This is a genomic window from Bradyrhizobium guangdongense, from assembly GCF_004114975.1.
Lineage (GTDB): Bacteria > Pseudomonadota > Alphaproteobacteria > Rhizobiales > Xanthobacteraceae > Bradyrhizobium > Bradyrhizobium guangdongense.
In genome coordinates, this window is record NZ_CP030051.1 from 4,648,379 (window position 1) to 4,663,801 (window position 15,423).

Annotated in this window: 17 protein-coding genes; 8 read left to right on the forward strand and 9 right to left on the reverse strand. The window is 63.5% G+C overall.

Annotated features, from left to right (window positions below):
- Positions 1 to 17: 17 nt before the first annotated feature.
- Entirely contained in the window at positions 18 to 722 is a 705-nt protein-coding gene (locus tag X265_RS22315; RefSeq protein ID WP_128966768.1) for an SDR family oxidoreductase, read from the reverse strand.
- 102 nt (positions 723 to 824) lie between these two features.
- On the reverse strand, positions 825 to 1,658 hold the full coding sequence (locus tag X265_RS22320) for a helix-turn-helix domain-containing protein (RefSeq protein WP_128966769.1): 834 nt from the start codon (positions 1,656 to 1,658) through the stop codon (positions 825 to 827).
- A gap of 446 nt (positions 1,659 to 2,104) precedes the next feature.
- Between X265_RS22320 and X265_RS22325 the strand changes: the two genes are divergently transcribed.
- On the forward strand, positions 2,105 to 2,455 hold the full coding sequence (locus tag X265_RS22325) for a hypothetical protein (RefSeq protein ID WP_128966770.1): 351 nt from the start codon (positions 2,105 to 2,107) through the stop codon (positions 2,453 to 2,455).
- A 145-nt stretch (positions 2,456 to 2,600) separates the two neighbouring features.
- On the opposite strand, the gene X265_RS22330 is transcribed toward X265_RS22325, so the two are convergent.
- A complete protein-coding gene (locus tag X265_RS22330) occupies positions 2,601 to 3,062 on the reverse strand; it encodes a hypothetical protein (RefSeq protein WP_164938737.1) in 462 nt (153 codons plus the stop codon).
- Between the two features lie 287 nt (positions 3,063 to 3,349).
- Between X265_RS22330 and X265_RS22335 the strand changes: the two genes are divergently transcribed.
- The gene (locus X265_RS22335) at positions 3,350 to 3,631 is read left to right on the forward strand and encodes a hypothetical protein (RefSeq protein ID WP_128966771.1); all 282 of its coding nucleotides are present in this window, start codon (positions 3,350 to 3,352) and stop codon (positions 3,629 to 3,631) included.
- 215 nt (positions 3,632 to 3,846) lie between these two features.
- Complete coding sequence (locus X265_RS22340; protein ID WP_128966772.1) at positions 3,847 to 5,712, forward strand: alkaline phosphatase family protein; 1,866 nt, start codon at positions 3,847 to 3,849, stop codon at positions 5,710 to 5,712.
- 39 nt (positions 5,713 to 5,751) lie between these two features.
- On the opposite strand, the gene X265_RS22345 is transcribed toward X265_RS22340, so the two are convergent.
- The gene (locus X265_RS22345; protein WP_164938738.1) at positions 5,752 to 6,324 is read right to left on the reverse strand and encodes a hypothetical protein; all 573 of its coding nucleotides are present in this window, start codon (positions 6,322 to 6,324) and stop codon (positions 5,752 to 5,754) included.
- A gap of 392 nt (positions 6,325 to 6,716) precedes the next feature.
- Between X265_RS22345 and X265_RS22350 the strand changes: the two genes are divergently transcribed.
- On the forward strand, positions 6,717 to 7,376 hold the full coding sequence (locus X265_RS22350) for a peroxiredoxin (protein WP_128966773.1): 660 nt from the start codon (positions 6,717 to 6,719) through the stop codon (positions 7,374 to 7,376).
- 117 nt (positions 7,377 to 7,493) lie between these two features.
- Here X265_RS22350 and X265_RS22355 read toward each other — a convergent pair whose 3' ends face one another.
- Positions 7,494 to 9,224 (reverse strand): methyl-accepting chemotaxis protein, encoded by a 1,731-nt coding sequence (locus tag X265_RS22355; RefSeq protein ID WP_128966774.1) that lies wholly within the window; start codon positions 9,222 to 9,224, stop codon positions 7,494 to 7,496.
- Between the two features lie 168 nt (positions 9,225 to 9,392).
- Between X265_RS22355 and X265_RS22360 the strand changes: the two genes are divergently transcribed.
- Complete coding sequence (locus tag X265_RS22360) at positions 9,393 to 10,784, forward strand: cryptochrome/photolyase family protein (RefSeq protein ID WP_244659398.1); 1,392 nt, start codon at positions 9,393 to 9,395, stop codon at positions 10,782 to 10,784.
- Between the two features lie 68 nt (positions 10,785 to 10,852).
- Positions 10,853 to 11,149, forward strand: a complete 297-nt coding sequence (locus X265_RS22365) for a histone (protein WP_128966776.1) — start codon at positions 10,853 to 10,855, stop codon at positions 11,147 to 11,149.
- A gap of 48 nt (positions 11,150 to 11,197) precedes the next feature.
- Here the strand turns inward: X265_RS22365 and X265_RS22370 are convergent, their stop codons facing one another.
- From X265_RS22370 to X265_RS22380, 3 genes are all read right to left on the reverse strand, one after another.
- The gene (locus X265_RS22370; RefSeq protein ID WP_164938739.1) at positions 11,198 to 11,941 is read right to left on the reverse strand and encodes a hypothetical protein; all 744 of its coding nucleotides are present in this window, start codon (positions 11,939 to 11,941) and stop codon (positions 11,198 to 11,200) included.
- An 88-nt stretch (positions 11,942 to 12,029) separates the two neighbouring features.
- On the reverse strand, positions 12,030 to 12,908 hold the full coding sequence (locus X265_RS22375) for a DMT family transporter (RefSeq protein WP_128966777.1): 879 nt from the start codon (positions 12,906 to 12,908) through the stop codon (positions 12,030 to 12,032).
- An 89-nt stretch (positions 12,909 to 12,997) separates the two neighbouring features.
- Positions 12,998 to 13,441, reverse strand: coding sequence for a hypothetical protein (locus X265_RS22380; RefSeq protein WP_128966778.1), 444 nt, complete (start codon positions 13,439 to 13,441; stop codon positions 12,998 to 13,000).
- Positions 13,442 to 13,746: 305 nt separating this feature from the next.
- On the opposite strand from X265_RS22380, the gene X265_RS22385 reads away from it, so the two are divergent.
- Entirely contained in the window at positions 13,747 to 14,010 is a 264-nt protein-coding gene (locus X265_RS22385) for a hypothetical protein (RefSeq protein ID WP_128966779.1), read from the forward strand.
- A gap of 33 nt (positions 14,011 to 14,043) precedes the next feature.
- On the opposite strand, the gene X265_RS22390 is transcribed toward X265_RS22385, so the two are convergent.
- Complete coding sequence (locus tag X265_RS22390; protein WP_128966780.1) at positions 14,044 to 14,505, reverse strand: baeRF12 domain-containing protein; 462 nt, start codon at positions 14,503 to 14,505, stop codon at positions 14,044 to 14,046.
- Positions 14,506 to 14,821: 316 nt separating this feature from the next.
- Between X265_RS22390 and X265_RS22395 the strand changes: the two genes are divergently transcribed.
- Positions 14,822 to 15,106 (forward strand): hypothetical protein, encoded by a 285-nt coding sequence (locus X265_RS22395; protein ID WP_128966781.1) that lies wholly within the window; start codon positions 14,822 to 14,824, stop codon positions 15,104 to 15,106.
- Positions 15,107 to 15,423: the final 317 nt, after the last annotated feature.

Below are 15,423 nucleotides of genomic sequence, written 5' to 3' on the forward strand. Positions count from 1 at the left end.
ACTCCACGCGTCGCCCCTCAGACCGAGCGCGTCAGCCCGCCGTCGACGCGAATGTTCTGGCCGGTGATGTAGGCGGCGCCGTCGGATGCGAGGAACGCGACGGTCGCCGCGATCTCCTCGACCTTGCCGTAGCGCTTCAGCGGCACGCTGTCGCGGCGCGCGTCGGTCTGCGGCAGGCTGTCGATCCAGCCCGGCAGCACGTTGTTCATGCGGATGTTGTCGGCCGCATGGGTATCGATGAAGATCTTGGTGAACGCCGCGAGGCCGGCGCGGAACACTGCCGAGGTCGGAAACATCGCGCTCGGCTCGAATGCCCAAGCGGTCGAGATGTTGATGATGGCACCGCCCTTCTGCGCGGCCATCACCGGCGTCACCAGACGGGTTGGACGGATGACGTTGAGCAAATACGTGTCGAGGCCGGTGTGCCATTGCTCGTCCGTGATCTCGGTGATGGCCGCGCGCGGGCCGTGTCCGGCGCTGTTGACAAGCACGTCGATCCGCCCCCATTGGGCAAGCGCGCCGTCGACGAGACGCTTCAGATCGTCACTGGACTTGTTCGAGCCGGTCACACCGAACCCGCCGAGCTCGGCCGCGAGCGCCTCCCCCTTGCCGGAGGACGACAGGATCGCGACGTGAAAGCCATCGGCTGCAAGCCGCCGCGCAGCCCCCGCCCCCATGCCGCTGCCGCCCGCGGTGACGAGTGCGACCTTCTCTGCTGCCATGATTGATATTCCCGTTGCTTCGCCGAGCAACCAGCTCGGCCTGTCACCGGACTTCTACCGCCATCCCCGCCGGCAGGTCCATGCTTGAAGCGATCACCGCATCTAGCCCCGCAGCGCGCCGGCAGCGTTCATGGTCGCGACGAAGACGACGTCATGATAGTACATGCCACCGGCGATGCCGCGGTCGTGCGAGGCCCACAGCTCGGGAAGGATTTCCACCTTCTGCCCGCCCCGTGCGTGCAGCTTCAACAGGCCCCGGTCTTCGGCGGCAACCAGCAGCTTGCGTACCTGGGTGTGCGAGACGCCGAAACGATCGCCGATATCGCTATAGCCCACGGTCGCATGCCGCTCGTCCGCCCGCAGCGCCGCCTGGAGCAGCGCGGCAAGAACAGGATAGCCGGCCGCATGGTTCATGAACAGCAGCATATGCGGCTCGGACAGCATGAGCCGCGCACCGAGCGCCGCAAAACCTAACGACGTGCGCCGGTGCAGAACCTGAAACTCGGCGGTCGGTCGCAGGACATCCGTATAATCGTGCTCGGGATAGAGCAGCTCCAGGGGCGCATAGTGGGCCGCAAGCCAGGCTCGATCATGCGCCCGCGCCTTTTCAGTGAGGGACAGGATGCGAACCCGGCCGTCATGTGGTGAGGGAGCGGAGGCAAGATAGCCGACTTCCAGGAGCCGGCCGACGAGGTGATCGACGTGTCGCCCGCTCGCCATGCCGAGCGTGCCGAGCCATTTCTTCAACAGCCCGATGGTGAGCCAGCTCTCGCGCCGCGCAGGATCCTGCGCAGCCTCGAGCACCAGCGCCAGATGATAGAGCGAGAACCGGCCCGACTCGATCAGCAGCCGCACCAGGAACGGCTCGCCGTCATAGAGCCTCAGGAAGCAGTCGAGATAATGCCGCCGCGCCTCGCCGAGGCGGGGATGTTGCACGATGTCATCATGCCCGACTCGCGGCTGTCTCCCCAACAGCCGCGCCACCTCAGCGCTCTCCATCCGCCGCTCCCCCGTGAAATCCCACCGATATACGCAAGCTGTTGCCAAGGCCAGCACCAGCGCCTCGCCGCTCGCGCCGCGTGTAACCCCAGCCGTCAGCTCTCGCAGAAGTGGCCGGAGCAAGATGCACGCAAACTGTTTCGCACGCTGCGGTCGGTTGTCTCATAGGCTCGAGAGGTCCACGATTCTGAATCGACGCCGGGAATGAGCGCTTGTGTGGCCTATTTCATATGCAAGGCAATCTGGAGCAACCAGGCTACCGGCGTGGCTACCTGATTGCGAGCCTGACGATCGCGATCGCTCTCGTCGTCGAAATCATTGTCGTTGCCGTAGTGGCGTAGATTCTCACACTCTTATTTTTTTCATTGTTGAAAGCACCTTACATGAGCGAACTCGGAAGCAGGGCCAAGCCCTCGATTAAGCCCACGGTCAAGTTCGGGGCCAATCCTTCACAGCAAACCGAAAAATATCCGCGGCCGACGCTTGCGCTTGCGCTGCTGATGGCGGCGGTAGTTGCATGCGGCTTGCACGCACTATTCATTTCAGGACCCGCTACGCGCGTGGCTGCCGAAGAGCAGCACGAGCGGACCATTGCCGAGGAGAATCGCGAGGTCTGTGGCCGGCTCGGCATCAGTCCGGACACCGCCCAGTTCACGATCTGTAGCGGCGAACTGGCAGTCGTCCGCCGGCGACAGACCGACCGCGACGAAGCGGCCGCCATGGGCGTTCTGTAGCGCTCCTCGCAGCGATCCAATGCAGCCTCCCCCGGGTCCGGACGGCCGCGTCAGGTGTGCAGCGGTTTACCGAGAAGATCATGGTCAAAGCTGCGGCGCGATGATGATTCATCTGAATCTCATCGCGCTTCGGCGCTTCTGCCCGTCAGTAGCAGCGCATGATGTTGACGGTGTGCTCGCCGCCGCCACGGCCAGGCACCGTCACCTGCTCGGTCGGGCAGCTCGACACGTAGGGACGGTCGGACGGCACAACCTTCGGCGGGAAGCGATGCGCCCAATCCCAGGGAACGTCATAGGTGTAAGTATAGCGAACGTCGCTGGTGACGGGCTGCCCGGCATCAACGAACGGCTCGCTATAGTTCGCGCCGTCGTAGAAGAACCCGCCGCCACCCGGCCAATAGACCCAGGGATTGTTGAAGCGATTGCCGTGGCCGCGGAATCGCCCGCCCGGCGCCATCGGCGGGCGTGCGGCAGCCGGGGGCGCGGCTGCAGTCGCTATGCCTGGCGGCGCGGCGCCACCCGGTCGGGCAAAACCGTCTGTGGCTATAAGGAGCAGCGCGGCTGCGCTGAGTGAGGCGAGCAACGCCCCATATGATCTGGACATCATGATACGCACCAACTCGTTGGCTTCGCGAATAGCGGCTCCCCACCGCACGCTAGGCCGCCCTGTCATCCCCCCGCAAACGTATAATTAATTATTGGTTAAGGCACGGGTCTCGCGAGGAACGGGGGTGCGGCAGAACGCCCGAAAATCCCGCCGGATTTCAGGCACTTCGTTCCCGGGAACGCCGCTTCATAACCTCTTGATCGGAGTTGATTGCACTGCACCCAATAGGTCCGGAACGCTCCCCCATTGCGGTCGTTGGCCCCGGCAAGAAGCAAGGAGCATCTCGCATGCAGAACACGTCAAAACTTCTCGGCCTGATCACGGCATCTCTCGTTGCGGGCACCACGGCCGCTTCGGCGCAAGGCTATGACTGGAACGGCCCGCGCATGGGCTGGGACCGCACCGCGCCCGCCTACGAACCGGTTCAACCGCGAGCGTACTATCCTGACGTTGCGGGTCCGTACGGCTTGTACAACGGCACCAACCATCCGACGCCGAGCTCGACGCAGGGCGATGTGGGACCTGAGGGCAATAACAACGGCACGCTGACCGGCGGCTATCGCTGGTAAAGCGGCGCGGCATGTCTTGGCGAGACCCGCGGCTTGATCTGGCCGCGGGTCTCGTCTTTGCGGGCTGCGCTTCGGCAATCGCAGAAGCACCGCCCGCCTCCCCGTCACTTCTGCATGCCGATCCCCTCTTGTAACAAAACCGTCATGCAGCAAAACTAAACGATTGCCGGGGCCGCGGTTCGGCGGCCAAGCCGCCTCACCGCTAGGAGATTTTGATGCGACGTTCACTGGTGTTGCTGTCAGCCGGGCTGACAGTGCTGTCCACCGGACTTTTCAGCGACCTTGCCTCCGCCGAGAACAACACGCCCCGCAACCTGATCCTGTTCATTCCCGACGGGCTGCGCGCGCTGAAAATCACCCCCGACACCGCACCGGCCATGGCCGAGGTCCGCGACAAGGGCGTCAACTTCAAGAACTCGCATTCGCTGTTCCCGACTTTCACCATGGCCAATGGCTCGGCGATGTCGACCGGTCACTACCTCGGCGACACCGGCGTGTTCTCCAACACGATATGGACCAACTACACGTCGGTGCCCGCCGGAGACACCGTGGTCCCCTTCATCGAGAACGACGCCATGCTCGGTGACATCGACGAGCATTTCAAGGGCGACTATCTCAACGAAGAGACCATCTTGAAGATGGCCCGCGACAAGGGCCTGAGCACGGCGACGATCGGCAAGGTCGGCCCGGCCTATCAGTTCGACCACACCGATCATCCGGACAAGCCCGGCCAGCACTCGGTCGTGATCGACGATTCCACCGGCGGCAAGAATGGCGTGGCGCTCTCGGACGAGATGAAGGACGCGCTGACCAAGGCGGGCCTCCCCCTCGCGACGCCATCGCGCGGCGACAATGCCAAGGCGGGCGACGCCAAGACGCCCGGCACGACGGTCGCCAATGTGGCGCAGCAGGCCTATTTCGCCGACGTCGCCACCAAGGTGGTGCTGCCGATGTTCAAGGCGCGCAACAAGCCGTTCGTGCTGGTGTTCTGGTCGCGCGATCCCGACGGCACCCAGCATAACCAGGGCGACAGCCTCAACCAGATCCTGCCGGGCATCAACGGCCCGAGCACGATGGCGAGCATCAAGAACGTCGACAACAATCTCGCCCAGATCCGCAAGGCGCTGGACGAGCTCGGCCTCGCCGCCAACACCAACATCATGATCCAGGCGGACCACGGCTTCTCGACCATCTCCAAGGAAAGCAAGACCAGCCCGTCGGCCAAGATTAGCTATGACGACACGCCAAAGGACTTCCTGCCGATGGGGTTCGTCGCCCTCGATCTGGCCAAGGCGCTCGACCTGCCGCTGTTCGACCCCAACGACAAGAACGCGAAGGTCGAGGGTAACAAGCATCCGAAGGCCGGCAACGGCGTGCTCGGCAAGAATCCGGAGAAGCCCGACCTCGTCGTCGCCACCAACGGCGGTTCTGACCTGATCTACCTGCCAAACAAGGACAAGAAGCTGGCCGTCAGGACGATCAAGGCGCTGATGGAGCAGGACTACGTCTCGGGCCTGTTCGTCGACGACTCCCTCGGCCGCATTCCCGGCACCCTGCCGCTGTCGAGCATCAACCTGCGCGGCAAGGCGGCGACGCCGACCCCGGCGATCGTCGTGAACTTCCGCTCCTATGCCAGCGAATGCGGCGAGGCGCCGACCAACTGCTCGGTGCAGGTGGCCGACACCGTGCTGCGCCAGGGCCAGGGGATGCATGGCAGCTTCAGCCGCGGCGACACCTACAACTTCATGGCCGCGATCGGGCCGGACTTCAAAGCCGGCTATGTCGACGAACTGCCCGTCAGCAACGCCGACGTCGGCATGACCGCGGCCCGGCTTCTCGGTCTGCACGGCGCGCACAATGGCGGTCTGGTCGGCCGGGTGATGTCGGAGGCCCTGCCCAACGGCATCGTGCCGAAGGCGTTCAAGACGGTCGAGAAGTCGAAGCCGTCCGAGAACGGGCTGCAGACCGTGCTCAACCTGCAGCGCGTCGGCAGTCAGCGCTATTTCGACGCCGCCGGTTTCCCCGGCCGCACGCTGGGCCTCGAGCCGGAGGCCGGCAAACAAAAAACGGCGGGGAAATAACCCCGCCGTTTCGTCGCATCCTCGAAGAGGCGCGAGAAATCACATGCCGATGTCGAAGACATTCGGCAATTGACCCGCCAGAGGCAGCGCGGTGGCGCCCAGGAAGGTCGCCACCATCGCCATCAGGCGACGGTTGTTCTGGCGCTTGCCGCGCATCTGGCCGGCGATCCACTCCAGCATCTCGCTGTTGACCTTGGAGGCATAGGACGGCGCCCAGCTCTCGATGTCGGTCTCCTGCGCCAGCGCGACGCTGCGCGGCGGCACCTTCAGGCCCGAGGCGCTCGCGGCGTAATGAGCGACGGCCTTGGTCAGCAAATCGTCGAACCGACCGCCATCGGCGCGCTCGGTCGCGGCTTCGTTGATCTCGAACAGCGCCTCGGCCTCGGCGCGGCTGACCGGCTGGTCGTTGACGGCCGTGGCGGTCAGGATGCGGGCGCACCAGGCGGCGTCATCGGCGTCGATAGAGCGGGAAAAGTGTACCCGGCCCCTGGTGGTCGGGCCTTCACCCGTGATCACGCCGTCGCGCACGATGGAGAGCGCATGAGCCGCGGTATCGCGGCAAGACGGTTCGAGGGACGATGACTCAACGGACTTCAGCAGTGCGGCAGACATAGTTCACTTCCAGATTTCTTCTGATCGCCAGCATTTTCATGCCGGCGTAAAGGGGTGGTTAACGATTCGATATGGGGGCTCGCGACTTTTCTCAATGGTTGCCGATTAGTCGCTGCGAGGACCGTTTCGGTTCCGCAGAGCGTCGGGCGGGCGTGATGCGGGTCATAAAAGGCATTATCGGGGCAATCGGGACCGTGAAGTCCCGGTGGAGACGTTTCGCCGCCCGCGCCGCCGTAACAAAAACGTGCTCGGAAATCGGCCCTTCAGAGGAGGAATTCACATTTTACTTCAAGCAGTTCAGTTGGCGTTCACTTGAGGCCGTCGAATGCCTATACTAGCCTGACGACCAGAACAATAATTCCCAAGCGAATTCAATGTGATGAGGTCAAACCATGACACTTCCGATCGGCGCCACCGCCCCCGACTTCGAAGCCGAAACCACTGAAGGGAAGATCAAGTTCCATGACTGGATCGGCAACAGCTGGGCTCTCCTGTTTTCGCACCCGAAAGACTTCACGCCGGTTTGCACGACCGAGCTCGGCGCTCTCGCCAAGTTGAAGCCGGAGTTCGACAAGCGCGGCGTCAAGCTGATGGGCCTCTCTGTCGATCCGGTCGACCGTCATGCCAAATGGTCCGAAGACATCAAGGAGACGCAGGGCGCGGCCCCGAACTACCCGATGATCGGCGACACCGATTACAACGTCTCGAAGTTGTACGGCATGCTGCCGGCCGCGGTTTCAGGTGATCCCCTCGTTCGCACGGCCGCGGACAACCAGACCGTCCGCAACGTGTTCATCATCGGGCCGGACAAGAAGATCAAGCTGGTGCTGGTCTATCCGATGACCACGGGGCGGAACTTCCAGGAAATCCTGCGCGTCATCGACTCGCTCCAGCTCACGGCCAAGCATCGCGTCGCGACGCCTTCCGACTGGAAGCCGGGTGAGGACGTCATCATCGCGGGCTCGGTTTCCAATGACGAGGCCAAGACGATCTACCCGCAGGGCTGGAAAGAGCCGAAGCCCTATATTCGGATCGTACCACAGCCGAAATAGCCAACTGTCATTCCGCGGCGGTCCACAGGACCGAACCCGGAATCTCGAGATCCCCCGGGTGCGCAATTGCGCACCTGAGGCCTGGTCGTTCGGACCGGCCCGGATGACGACCTTGGACTACGCCGCCTGCACGCGGTCGAGGAAGCTGTCGACCTCGGCCTTCAGGTGCAGGCTCTCGCCTGAGAGCGCCTGGGCGGAGGCGAACATCCGGCTCGACGTTTCGCCGGTCTCGCCCGCGCCCTCGGCCGCCTGACGGACATTGACGACGACGTCGGAGGTGCCGGAGGCCGCAGCACGAACGCTGGCCGCGATGTTGTGGGTGGCTGTCCGCTGCTGCTCGACCGCAGCCGAGATCGAGCTCGCAATGCCGCTGATGCGCTCGATGGTCTGGCTGATAGCTTTGATGGCGGCGACCGATTCCTCGGTGGCCAGCTGCATGCTCTCGATCTGGTTCGATATCTCGTCGGTCGCCTTGGCGGTCTGACCGGCGAGCGTCTTGACCTCCTGGGCCACGACGGCGAAGCCGCGCCCTGCGTCGCCGGCGCGTGCGGCCTCGATGGTGGCGTTCAGCGCCAGCAAATTGGTCTGCTCAGCGATCGAGGTGATCAACTTGACGACGTCGCCGATGCGCGCGCCGGCTTCGGACAGCTGTGCGATGCGCTGGTCGGTGGCCTCCGCCTGCTGCACCGCCTCGGCGGAGATCGCGTTGGATTCCTGCACGCGGCGGGTGATCTCGGAGATCGACTGCGACAACTCTTCGGAGGCTGCCGCCGCCGAACGGACGTGGTCGGAAGCCTGCTCGGACGCACCGGCCGATTTCGCCGACAGGTCGGCAGTGGAGCGCGCGGTATCGGTCAGTTGCCGCGCCACGCGCTCGAACTCGCCGGAGGAATGCAGCACCTTGTCGAGGATGACGCCGACGCTGCCGCGGAACTCGTCGACGAAGTTGCGCAAATCGGCTTTGCGTTGTTCGACGGCTGCGGCCGTAGCTGCGGCCTGCTCGCTGCGCAGGCGCGCCCGCTCCAGCGAATTGCTCTTGAATACCGCCACCGTGCGGGCGATCTCGCCAATCTCGTCGGCGCGGTCCTCGCAGTCGATCGCGACGTCGCTCTCGCCGTTGGCAAGTGCCGTCAACGAATGTGTGACCGAGGTGAGCGGCCGGGTAACGCGGCGGACGACCAGCATGGTGAGCACCAGGACCAGCAACGCGGCGACGCCGGCCGCGACCGCCATGCTCGACATCGCCTGGGTCAGCATGCTCTCATACTGCGCCATCGGAATGCCGACATAGAGGATGCCCACGACCTTGCCGGCGGCATCGGCGATCGGGAAATAGGCGGTCATGAAGGACTTGCCGAACAGCGTCGCCGGGCCCTTGTAAGCTTCGCCGCGCCGCAGCACGGCTTGGGCCGGATGGTCGGCGGCAAGCTGGGTGCCGACGGCGCGGTCGCCGTTTTCTTTCTTGAGGTTGGTCGAGCGGCGGACAAACTGTCCGCTCGCATCGTCGAACACGAACAGGGTCGCGCTGCCTCCGACATAGGACGTCACGCGGTCGACGATGGCGTGATCCCTGAAATCCGGCATCTTGGCGATCTCGGCGCGAGCCACCGTGCCATCCCGCATCGTGATCCTGGCGTCAGGAACGATCTCGGCGAAGGCCAACGCCAGCGTGCGCAGATTGACCTCGATGTCGCGTAGCGCGCGCTCGTTGAAAGCCGAGGTGAGCGACCAATAGCCGGCGCCGACCACCAGGGCAGTGTTCATCCCAATCAGCAGGACCGCGCAGAGGACGGCCTTGGTCCCCAGCCTGATCTGCGGCACCAATTTCGTCGTTAATAGTTTGGTCATAAATGCGCTGCTCCTGGAATCCCTGCATATTCATGCAATCCGCTTACGACCCCATTAACGCTGGTTCACAGCCCCTGCGCGGGGCGCTTTCCTAATCGTAAACGAGGATATTCCCTGATTCCGCCAAGCCCCCCGCCCGTCATCGTCTGGTTTCGCGAAGACCTCCGCCTGTCCGACCATCCTGCCCTCCACGCCGCCGCCGGATCCGGCGCGCCGGTGATCTGCCTCTATGTGCTGGACGACGCGGCCGGACGGGCTCCCGGCGGCGCCGCACGCTGGTGGCTGGCGCAGTCGCTGCGCGCGCTCGGTGCCGACATCGCAGCACGCGGCGGATCTCTGGTGCTGCGCAAGGGATCGGCAGCCAGGGTGATCCCGGAGGTAGCACGCGAAAGCCGCGCCAGCGTCGTCTACTGGAATGCGATCGCTCAGGCCCCGCATCAGGCCGCCGAGAAACAGCTCGAAGCCGCCCTGGCAAAGCTTGGCGTGGACTCGCGAAGTTTCCCCGGCGACTTGCTCGTGCAACCCTCGGCGATCCGCAACAAGGAAGGCCGCGGCCTGCGCGTGTTCACGCCGTTTTGGCGGCGGGTGCTGTCGCTCGGCGATCCACCCAAGCCGCTCCCCGCGCCGAAGGAACTTCGCCCCGGCCCGAAGTTGGGGAGCGATAGGCTGGAGACCTGGAAGCTCGAGCCGACCAGGCCGGACTGGGCGGGCGGCCTGCGCGAGACCTGGACACCCGGCGAAGCCTCGGGCCGTACACGCCTGCGCGACTTCCTCAAGCACACCGTGCGCGGCTATGCCAGCGACCGCGACCGCCCGGATCGCCGGGGGACCTCAGGCCTCTCGCCGCATCTGCGGTTCGGCGAGCTCAGCCCCCGCCAAGTCTTTCACGCCGCACGCTTTGCCGCGGACGATAACCCGGCGATCAGCTCCGGCGTCGACAAGTTCCTGAGCGAATTAGGCTGGCGCGAGTTCTGCCGCCACTTGTTCCACGACCATCCAGGGCTTGCCACCGAAAACCTGCAAACCAGCTTCAACGACTTCCCTTGGAGATCCGACGAGAAGGCGCTCGCCGCTTGGCAACGCGGCAGCACTGGCTATCCGATCGTCGATGCCGGCCTGCGCGAGCTCTGGCACACCGGCGCGGTGCACAACCGGGTTCGGATGGTGGTCGCCTCGTTCCTGGTCAAGCACCTCCTGATCGACTGGCGCGCTGGCGAAGCTTGGTTCTGGGACACGCTGGTCGACGCGGACGCCGGCAGCAATCCTGCCAATTGGCAATGGGTCGCAGGCTGCGGAGCGGACGCCGCGCCTTATTTCCGCGTGTTCAATCCGATGCTCCAGGGGCAGAAGTTCGACCCCGATGGCGCCTACGTCCGGCGCTGGGTACCGGAACTGAAGGACCTGCCGGCGAAGCTGATCCACCAGCCTTGGCAGGCAACGCCGATCGAGTTGACGAGCGCAGGCATCACGCTCGGCAAGACCTATCCGCAACCGATCGTCGACCATGTCGCGGGACGCGAGCGCGCGCTCGCCGCGTACGCGAATATCCGCAAAGGTTGAGCGCGGCTTTGACACAATCATGAAACCCGCTATCGTCATCGCTCCATGCAAACCGTGGGGGACACGCTATGGATGACGCTAAGCCGATCACCGAGCAGGCGATGGAGACGATCACCACCGCAGTGGAGGCGACCAAGGATGCTGCCGTCACCGCTGCGAAGCAGGTGAAGAAGGCGGCCAAGAAGGTCGCAAAGAAAGTCGCGCCGCCGAAGAAGGCTTCGAAGAAGAAGGCCAAGAAGTCGTCAAAGAGGTCGTCGAAGAAAGCGGCGAAGAAATCCGCGAAGAAGGCCACCAAGACATCAGCGAAGCAGTCCGCCAAGAAAGCGGCCACATCGAAAAAGAAGAGCAGGAAAGCCAAGCGCTGATCGCAACGACAGTAGTCTCCGGATGCAGGCACGTCCGGAGACTTTTCCCTACCCTCGCCGTTTTGCAACGCGCCGGCCCGGGTGATGCTTTCCCTTCGGGTCGCGAAATTCACTGCGATGGCCGCGCCGGTCTTCGGCATTGAAACGCCGCCGCTTCGCAGGCGAGCCGAACGCCTTGATCACCTTCCTGCCATTGACCTTCTTGATGACGTAGCCGCCCTCGGTCATCGAGAACGGCGCTTTCAACGTTCCCTTGTGGTCGAACTTGGTGCCGCGCGGATGCTTGAAGGGCTCAAACCAGGACGGATAGACGAAGTTCGACATCGGAAAACCGTTGACGACGAAGGCGTCCTCCTCCACGGCATCGCAGACCTCATAGGCGTATTGGGTGTTGCGGTTCTTGTCGGCCCAGAGATTGGCCATGGGGTCGAGCACCATCTCGAACAGTTCGTGCGAGGCGGCCACGCTGACCGGCTCATCGCCCAGCGCCTTCACGAAGATCTTGGAGATCGGCTGTCCCCGGTGCGTCAGCTCGTGACGCCCGAGCATATTCTTGTGCGAGGCATCGTCGAAATAGACGAGCTGCCAATCCGTCCGCTTCGGCTTGCGCGCGACATAGAGCTCGACCGGATAGCCCCACACAGGCAGGAAATGCTCGTCGTAACACTTTTGCAGCGCTGCGGTGAGCTGCGTCATCTCGTGGTCGTTGATCGAGTCCTTCGCGTAATTGATGCAGGCAATCCGGACCGGCCTCATGGACCTTCCGAGCAGCGCGCGCCTCGGCTTCTTCATGGAAATCACCGTGTGAAAAGGCAGCTGAAATGCGGTCAGCATAGCACGCCGGACCCTGCACGTCAGGGATGTATTCCGGCAAGCGCTTCTAGGAGCCGAAGCGCCGGTTGACCACGAAAACCGCAGCCGCGCACATCGCCATGCCGGCGATCGCCAGCGCATCGAGCTTTTCCCCGAACAGCAGATAGGCCATCAGCGCCGTCACCGCAGGCACCAGATAGAACAGACTCGCGACCGACGTCGCCGCGGCGTGGCGGATCAGCCAGTACAATAGCCCGATCGAGCCGATCGAGAGCGCGACGGCAAGCCAGGCGAGCGCAAGCATGAACTCCCGGGTCCAGTGCACGACACGGTCCTCGAACAGGAAGGCGCCGATGGTGAAGAAGATCGTGACGGCGACATATTGTACGAGATTGCCGGCACGCCAGTCGATGTGGTTACAGAAGCGCCGCTGATACAGCGTGCCGAGGGTGATGCTGATCAGCGAGACCACCGAAGCGAGCCAGCCGAGCCCGGCCTCTCCCGCCATCGGGCGATTGTGCAGGATCAGTGCGACACCTCCGAGCCCGAACAGCAAGCCGCCCCATTGCACCGGCGTCACTTTCTCGCCGAGCCAACGGTTGGCAACGGTCGAGGTCAGGATCGGCTGAAGGCCTGGAATGAGCGCAGAGAGTCCTGCCGGGATCGAGTGCGAGATCGCGATCGCGGTGCCGCCGAGATAGAAGCCGTGGACCAGAATGCCGGCGACGGCGCTATGCGCGATACCGATACGATCGGGCCATTTGGGGCGGGCAATTCCTGCGATGATCGCCATCAGGCCGACCACCAGCGCCATCCGGATGGCGAGATAGGTCAAGGGATCGGCGCTGTTGACGACGTATTTGGTCCCGATGAAACCGGTGCTCCAGAGCAGGACGAACAGCACCGGAGCCGACCTCGCGGCCAGATGATCTTGATTATGATTCATTGCCGCCCTCATTGCCCGAGCGGGCGCGGTGCGGCAATGCGAATTTCCGATGCTGCGCTGCGACGGGCGTGGCGGCTCAGGTCAGCCGATCACCATTCTTCCGGACAGGGATTGATGATCTTCCAGAGCTCGACCCCATTCTTGATCTTCTTCATGTCGGTGGTGAGCCCGCCATTGCGGCGGATCCAGTCCTTCACCGTGTCGGGGTAGTAGGACATCAGGTCGGAGGTCCCCTCGGCGCTGGTGACCTTGATCCCGAAGGTGAAGGCCTTATCGTAATAGGCCTGGTGGAAGCCGAGGCTCGCGCGCGGGGTCACGCAGATCTTGTTCATCGGCACGATGCCGAGCACCAGCGTGCAGGCCGAGTTGCAGATGCCATCGATGATCACGCGCTCGCCGGTGTCGCGGACGCGCTTGTACTTGGCTTTGTATTCCTCGACATAGCCGCCATGATCGCGGGTGATGTGCAGCTCCGCCCGCGCAGGCGCGGCGGCGGCGAGGAGCAACAGCAGGCTAAGGAGCGTGATGCGCATGACAGCGTGACGGCGAAAACCTTGCGGGAACGAACCGGGCTCGAAAACACCCCAACGAAACCAGAAGTGGCCGGCGGGAATCTTTGACCGGATTCTCTTTGGCCATACTTATGTGGGGAATTCGTTAAGCATCCCGAAAAGGCCAAAAATGGGCAGGTTCGGGCCGCCCTTTCCGGCAATTCTGTCACACTCGCCCGGGAATCTGCGGGATCAGTCCCTAATTCCGCGCTTCGGACGGGTGCCCCGGCGGCCCGAAATGGCTATAGATGACTGACCTATTGGCGCGGGTTTTCCGGAGAATCGAGATGAGCAAGTTGACGCTTGTAGCCGCGGTTGCTGCCCTGTCGGCGGCAATCCTAGCCCCTGGTTTCGCGGAGGCGCGGGTGCATCACCGGTATCACCGCTACTACAGCAATCCGCTACCCTACCCGATTAGCTATCTGCACAATTACGGCCCGGGAATCACCCCCGGCACCTTCGCCTTTTACGACGGCCCCTCCACCAATCACTGCTATCAGAGCGCGGCTGCCTATGTCGGCCAGGACCGCCGGCGGCATCCCTGCTACTGAGGGGCGCCGCGGCGTCGTTTGGCGGCGGGAGCCCTATCCGACGGCCCCCGACAACAGCAACTGCTTCTCGATCTCGTAGACCGGCAGCTTGACCAGGTCTTTGCCGATCTCGCCTCGGAGCGCCCTGCGCACCGCCTCCGAATAATCGGTACGGATCATGCCCAGCGCGCGCGGAGAGGCCACCACCGTCAGGGCCGAGGTTTCCCCGGCACCGAGTGCGGCATCGAGGCGTTCGGCGAGACTGCGCAGAAAGGTGCGTTCGGCCTCATCGTGCCAGTCGGTCTGCTCCGCCGAGCTGCGGGCACCCCCAACAGCCGCATGCAGCCTGCCGGGCGCATCGGTCCCTTGCGCTGACGTCGATGGATTGGCCTGCTCGCGAACCTCCCTGGTATGAAGGTTCGGAAACATCTCGTCGCCGAGATTTTCCAGGATGAGCGCCTTGCGTCCGTCGCACACGACGAGCCAGTCGCCCTTGTCGATCCTCATCTTGTCCATTGCACAGCTCCCAAACAATCGGCCGTCTTGCTTCCAACCGGCGCGGACGGCCGGTCCGAACGCGCTTCGAATTCCTCGAAGACGGCCCACACGGCAACACTAGGGAGGAAGGCGAACGTGCGAATTGCGCAGGATCAAGCCCAGGGCGATGCCGAACCCGTGGCGATCGGCGCCGACCTGGGATAGGCTGACCACGCTTGATCGGGACCATGGCGGATTGGCTGAAGGTTTGTTCACCAGCGTTACATTTCGGTCCCGCCACAATTTGATCCGAACAACTTCGATATCCTGTATTGCGTAAGCGGAGCAATACATCATGAAGCTTAAGATAGGCCTTGTCGCCGCGTCTCTGTTCGGTGCTTTTGTGGCATCCTCGACGACGGCGTCGGCCATGCCCGTCGCGCCAGCCCCTGCAGCACCGCAGGTTTCCAACATCGAGCAGGTCCGCATGGTCTGCAACGCCTGGGGACGTTGCTGGTGGCGGCCGAACTATTATTACGGCTATGGCTATGGCCCCGGCTATTATGGACCGAGGCCGTATTACGGTCCGCGCTATTACGGCCCGCGCTATTATGGCTATTACGGCTACCGCCGCTGGTAGGATTGGAAGGGGCCTTCGGGCCCCTTCGCTTTTGCGAGACGGAGCACGCGTCGGAGCCCGCGAACCTGGAGCAATTCCAAAACTGATCTAGATCAAAGATGAATTATTGTGGCGCGGTCATTCTGTATCAATGGCCGACTTGATTGTTTTCCGGTGCCCCCAGACGGGCTTGAATGTGCAAACACATCTCGAGAAGCGGCAGGGGCACGAGGGACCAAGCCTCGAGTCCTTTACCTGCCCTGCCTGTATGAGGCTCCATTTCATTGATCTCACGACCGGTCAGCCGATGAGCCGCGACCGATGATGGTGGCATCGCA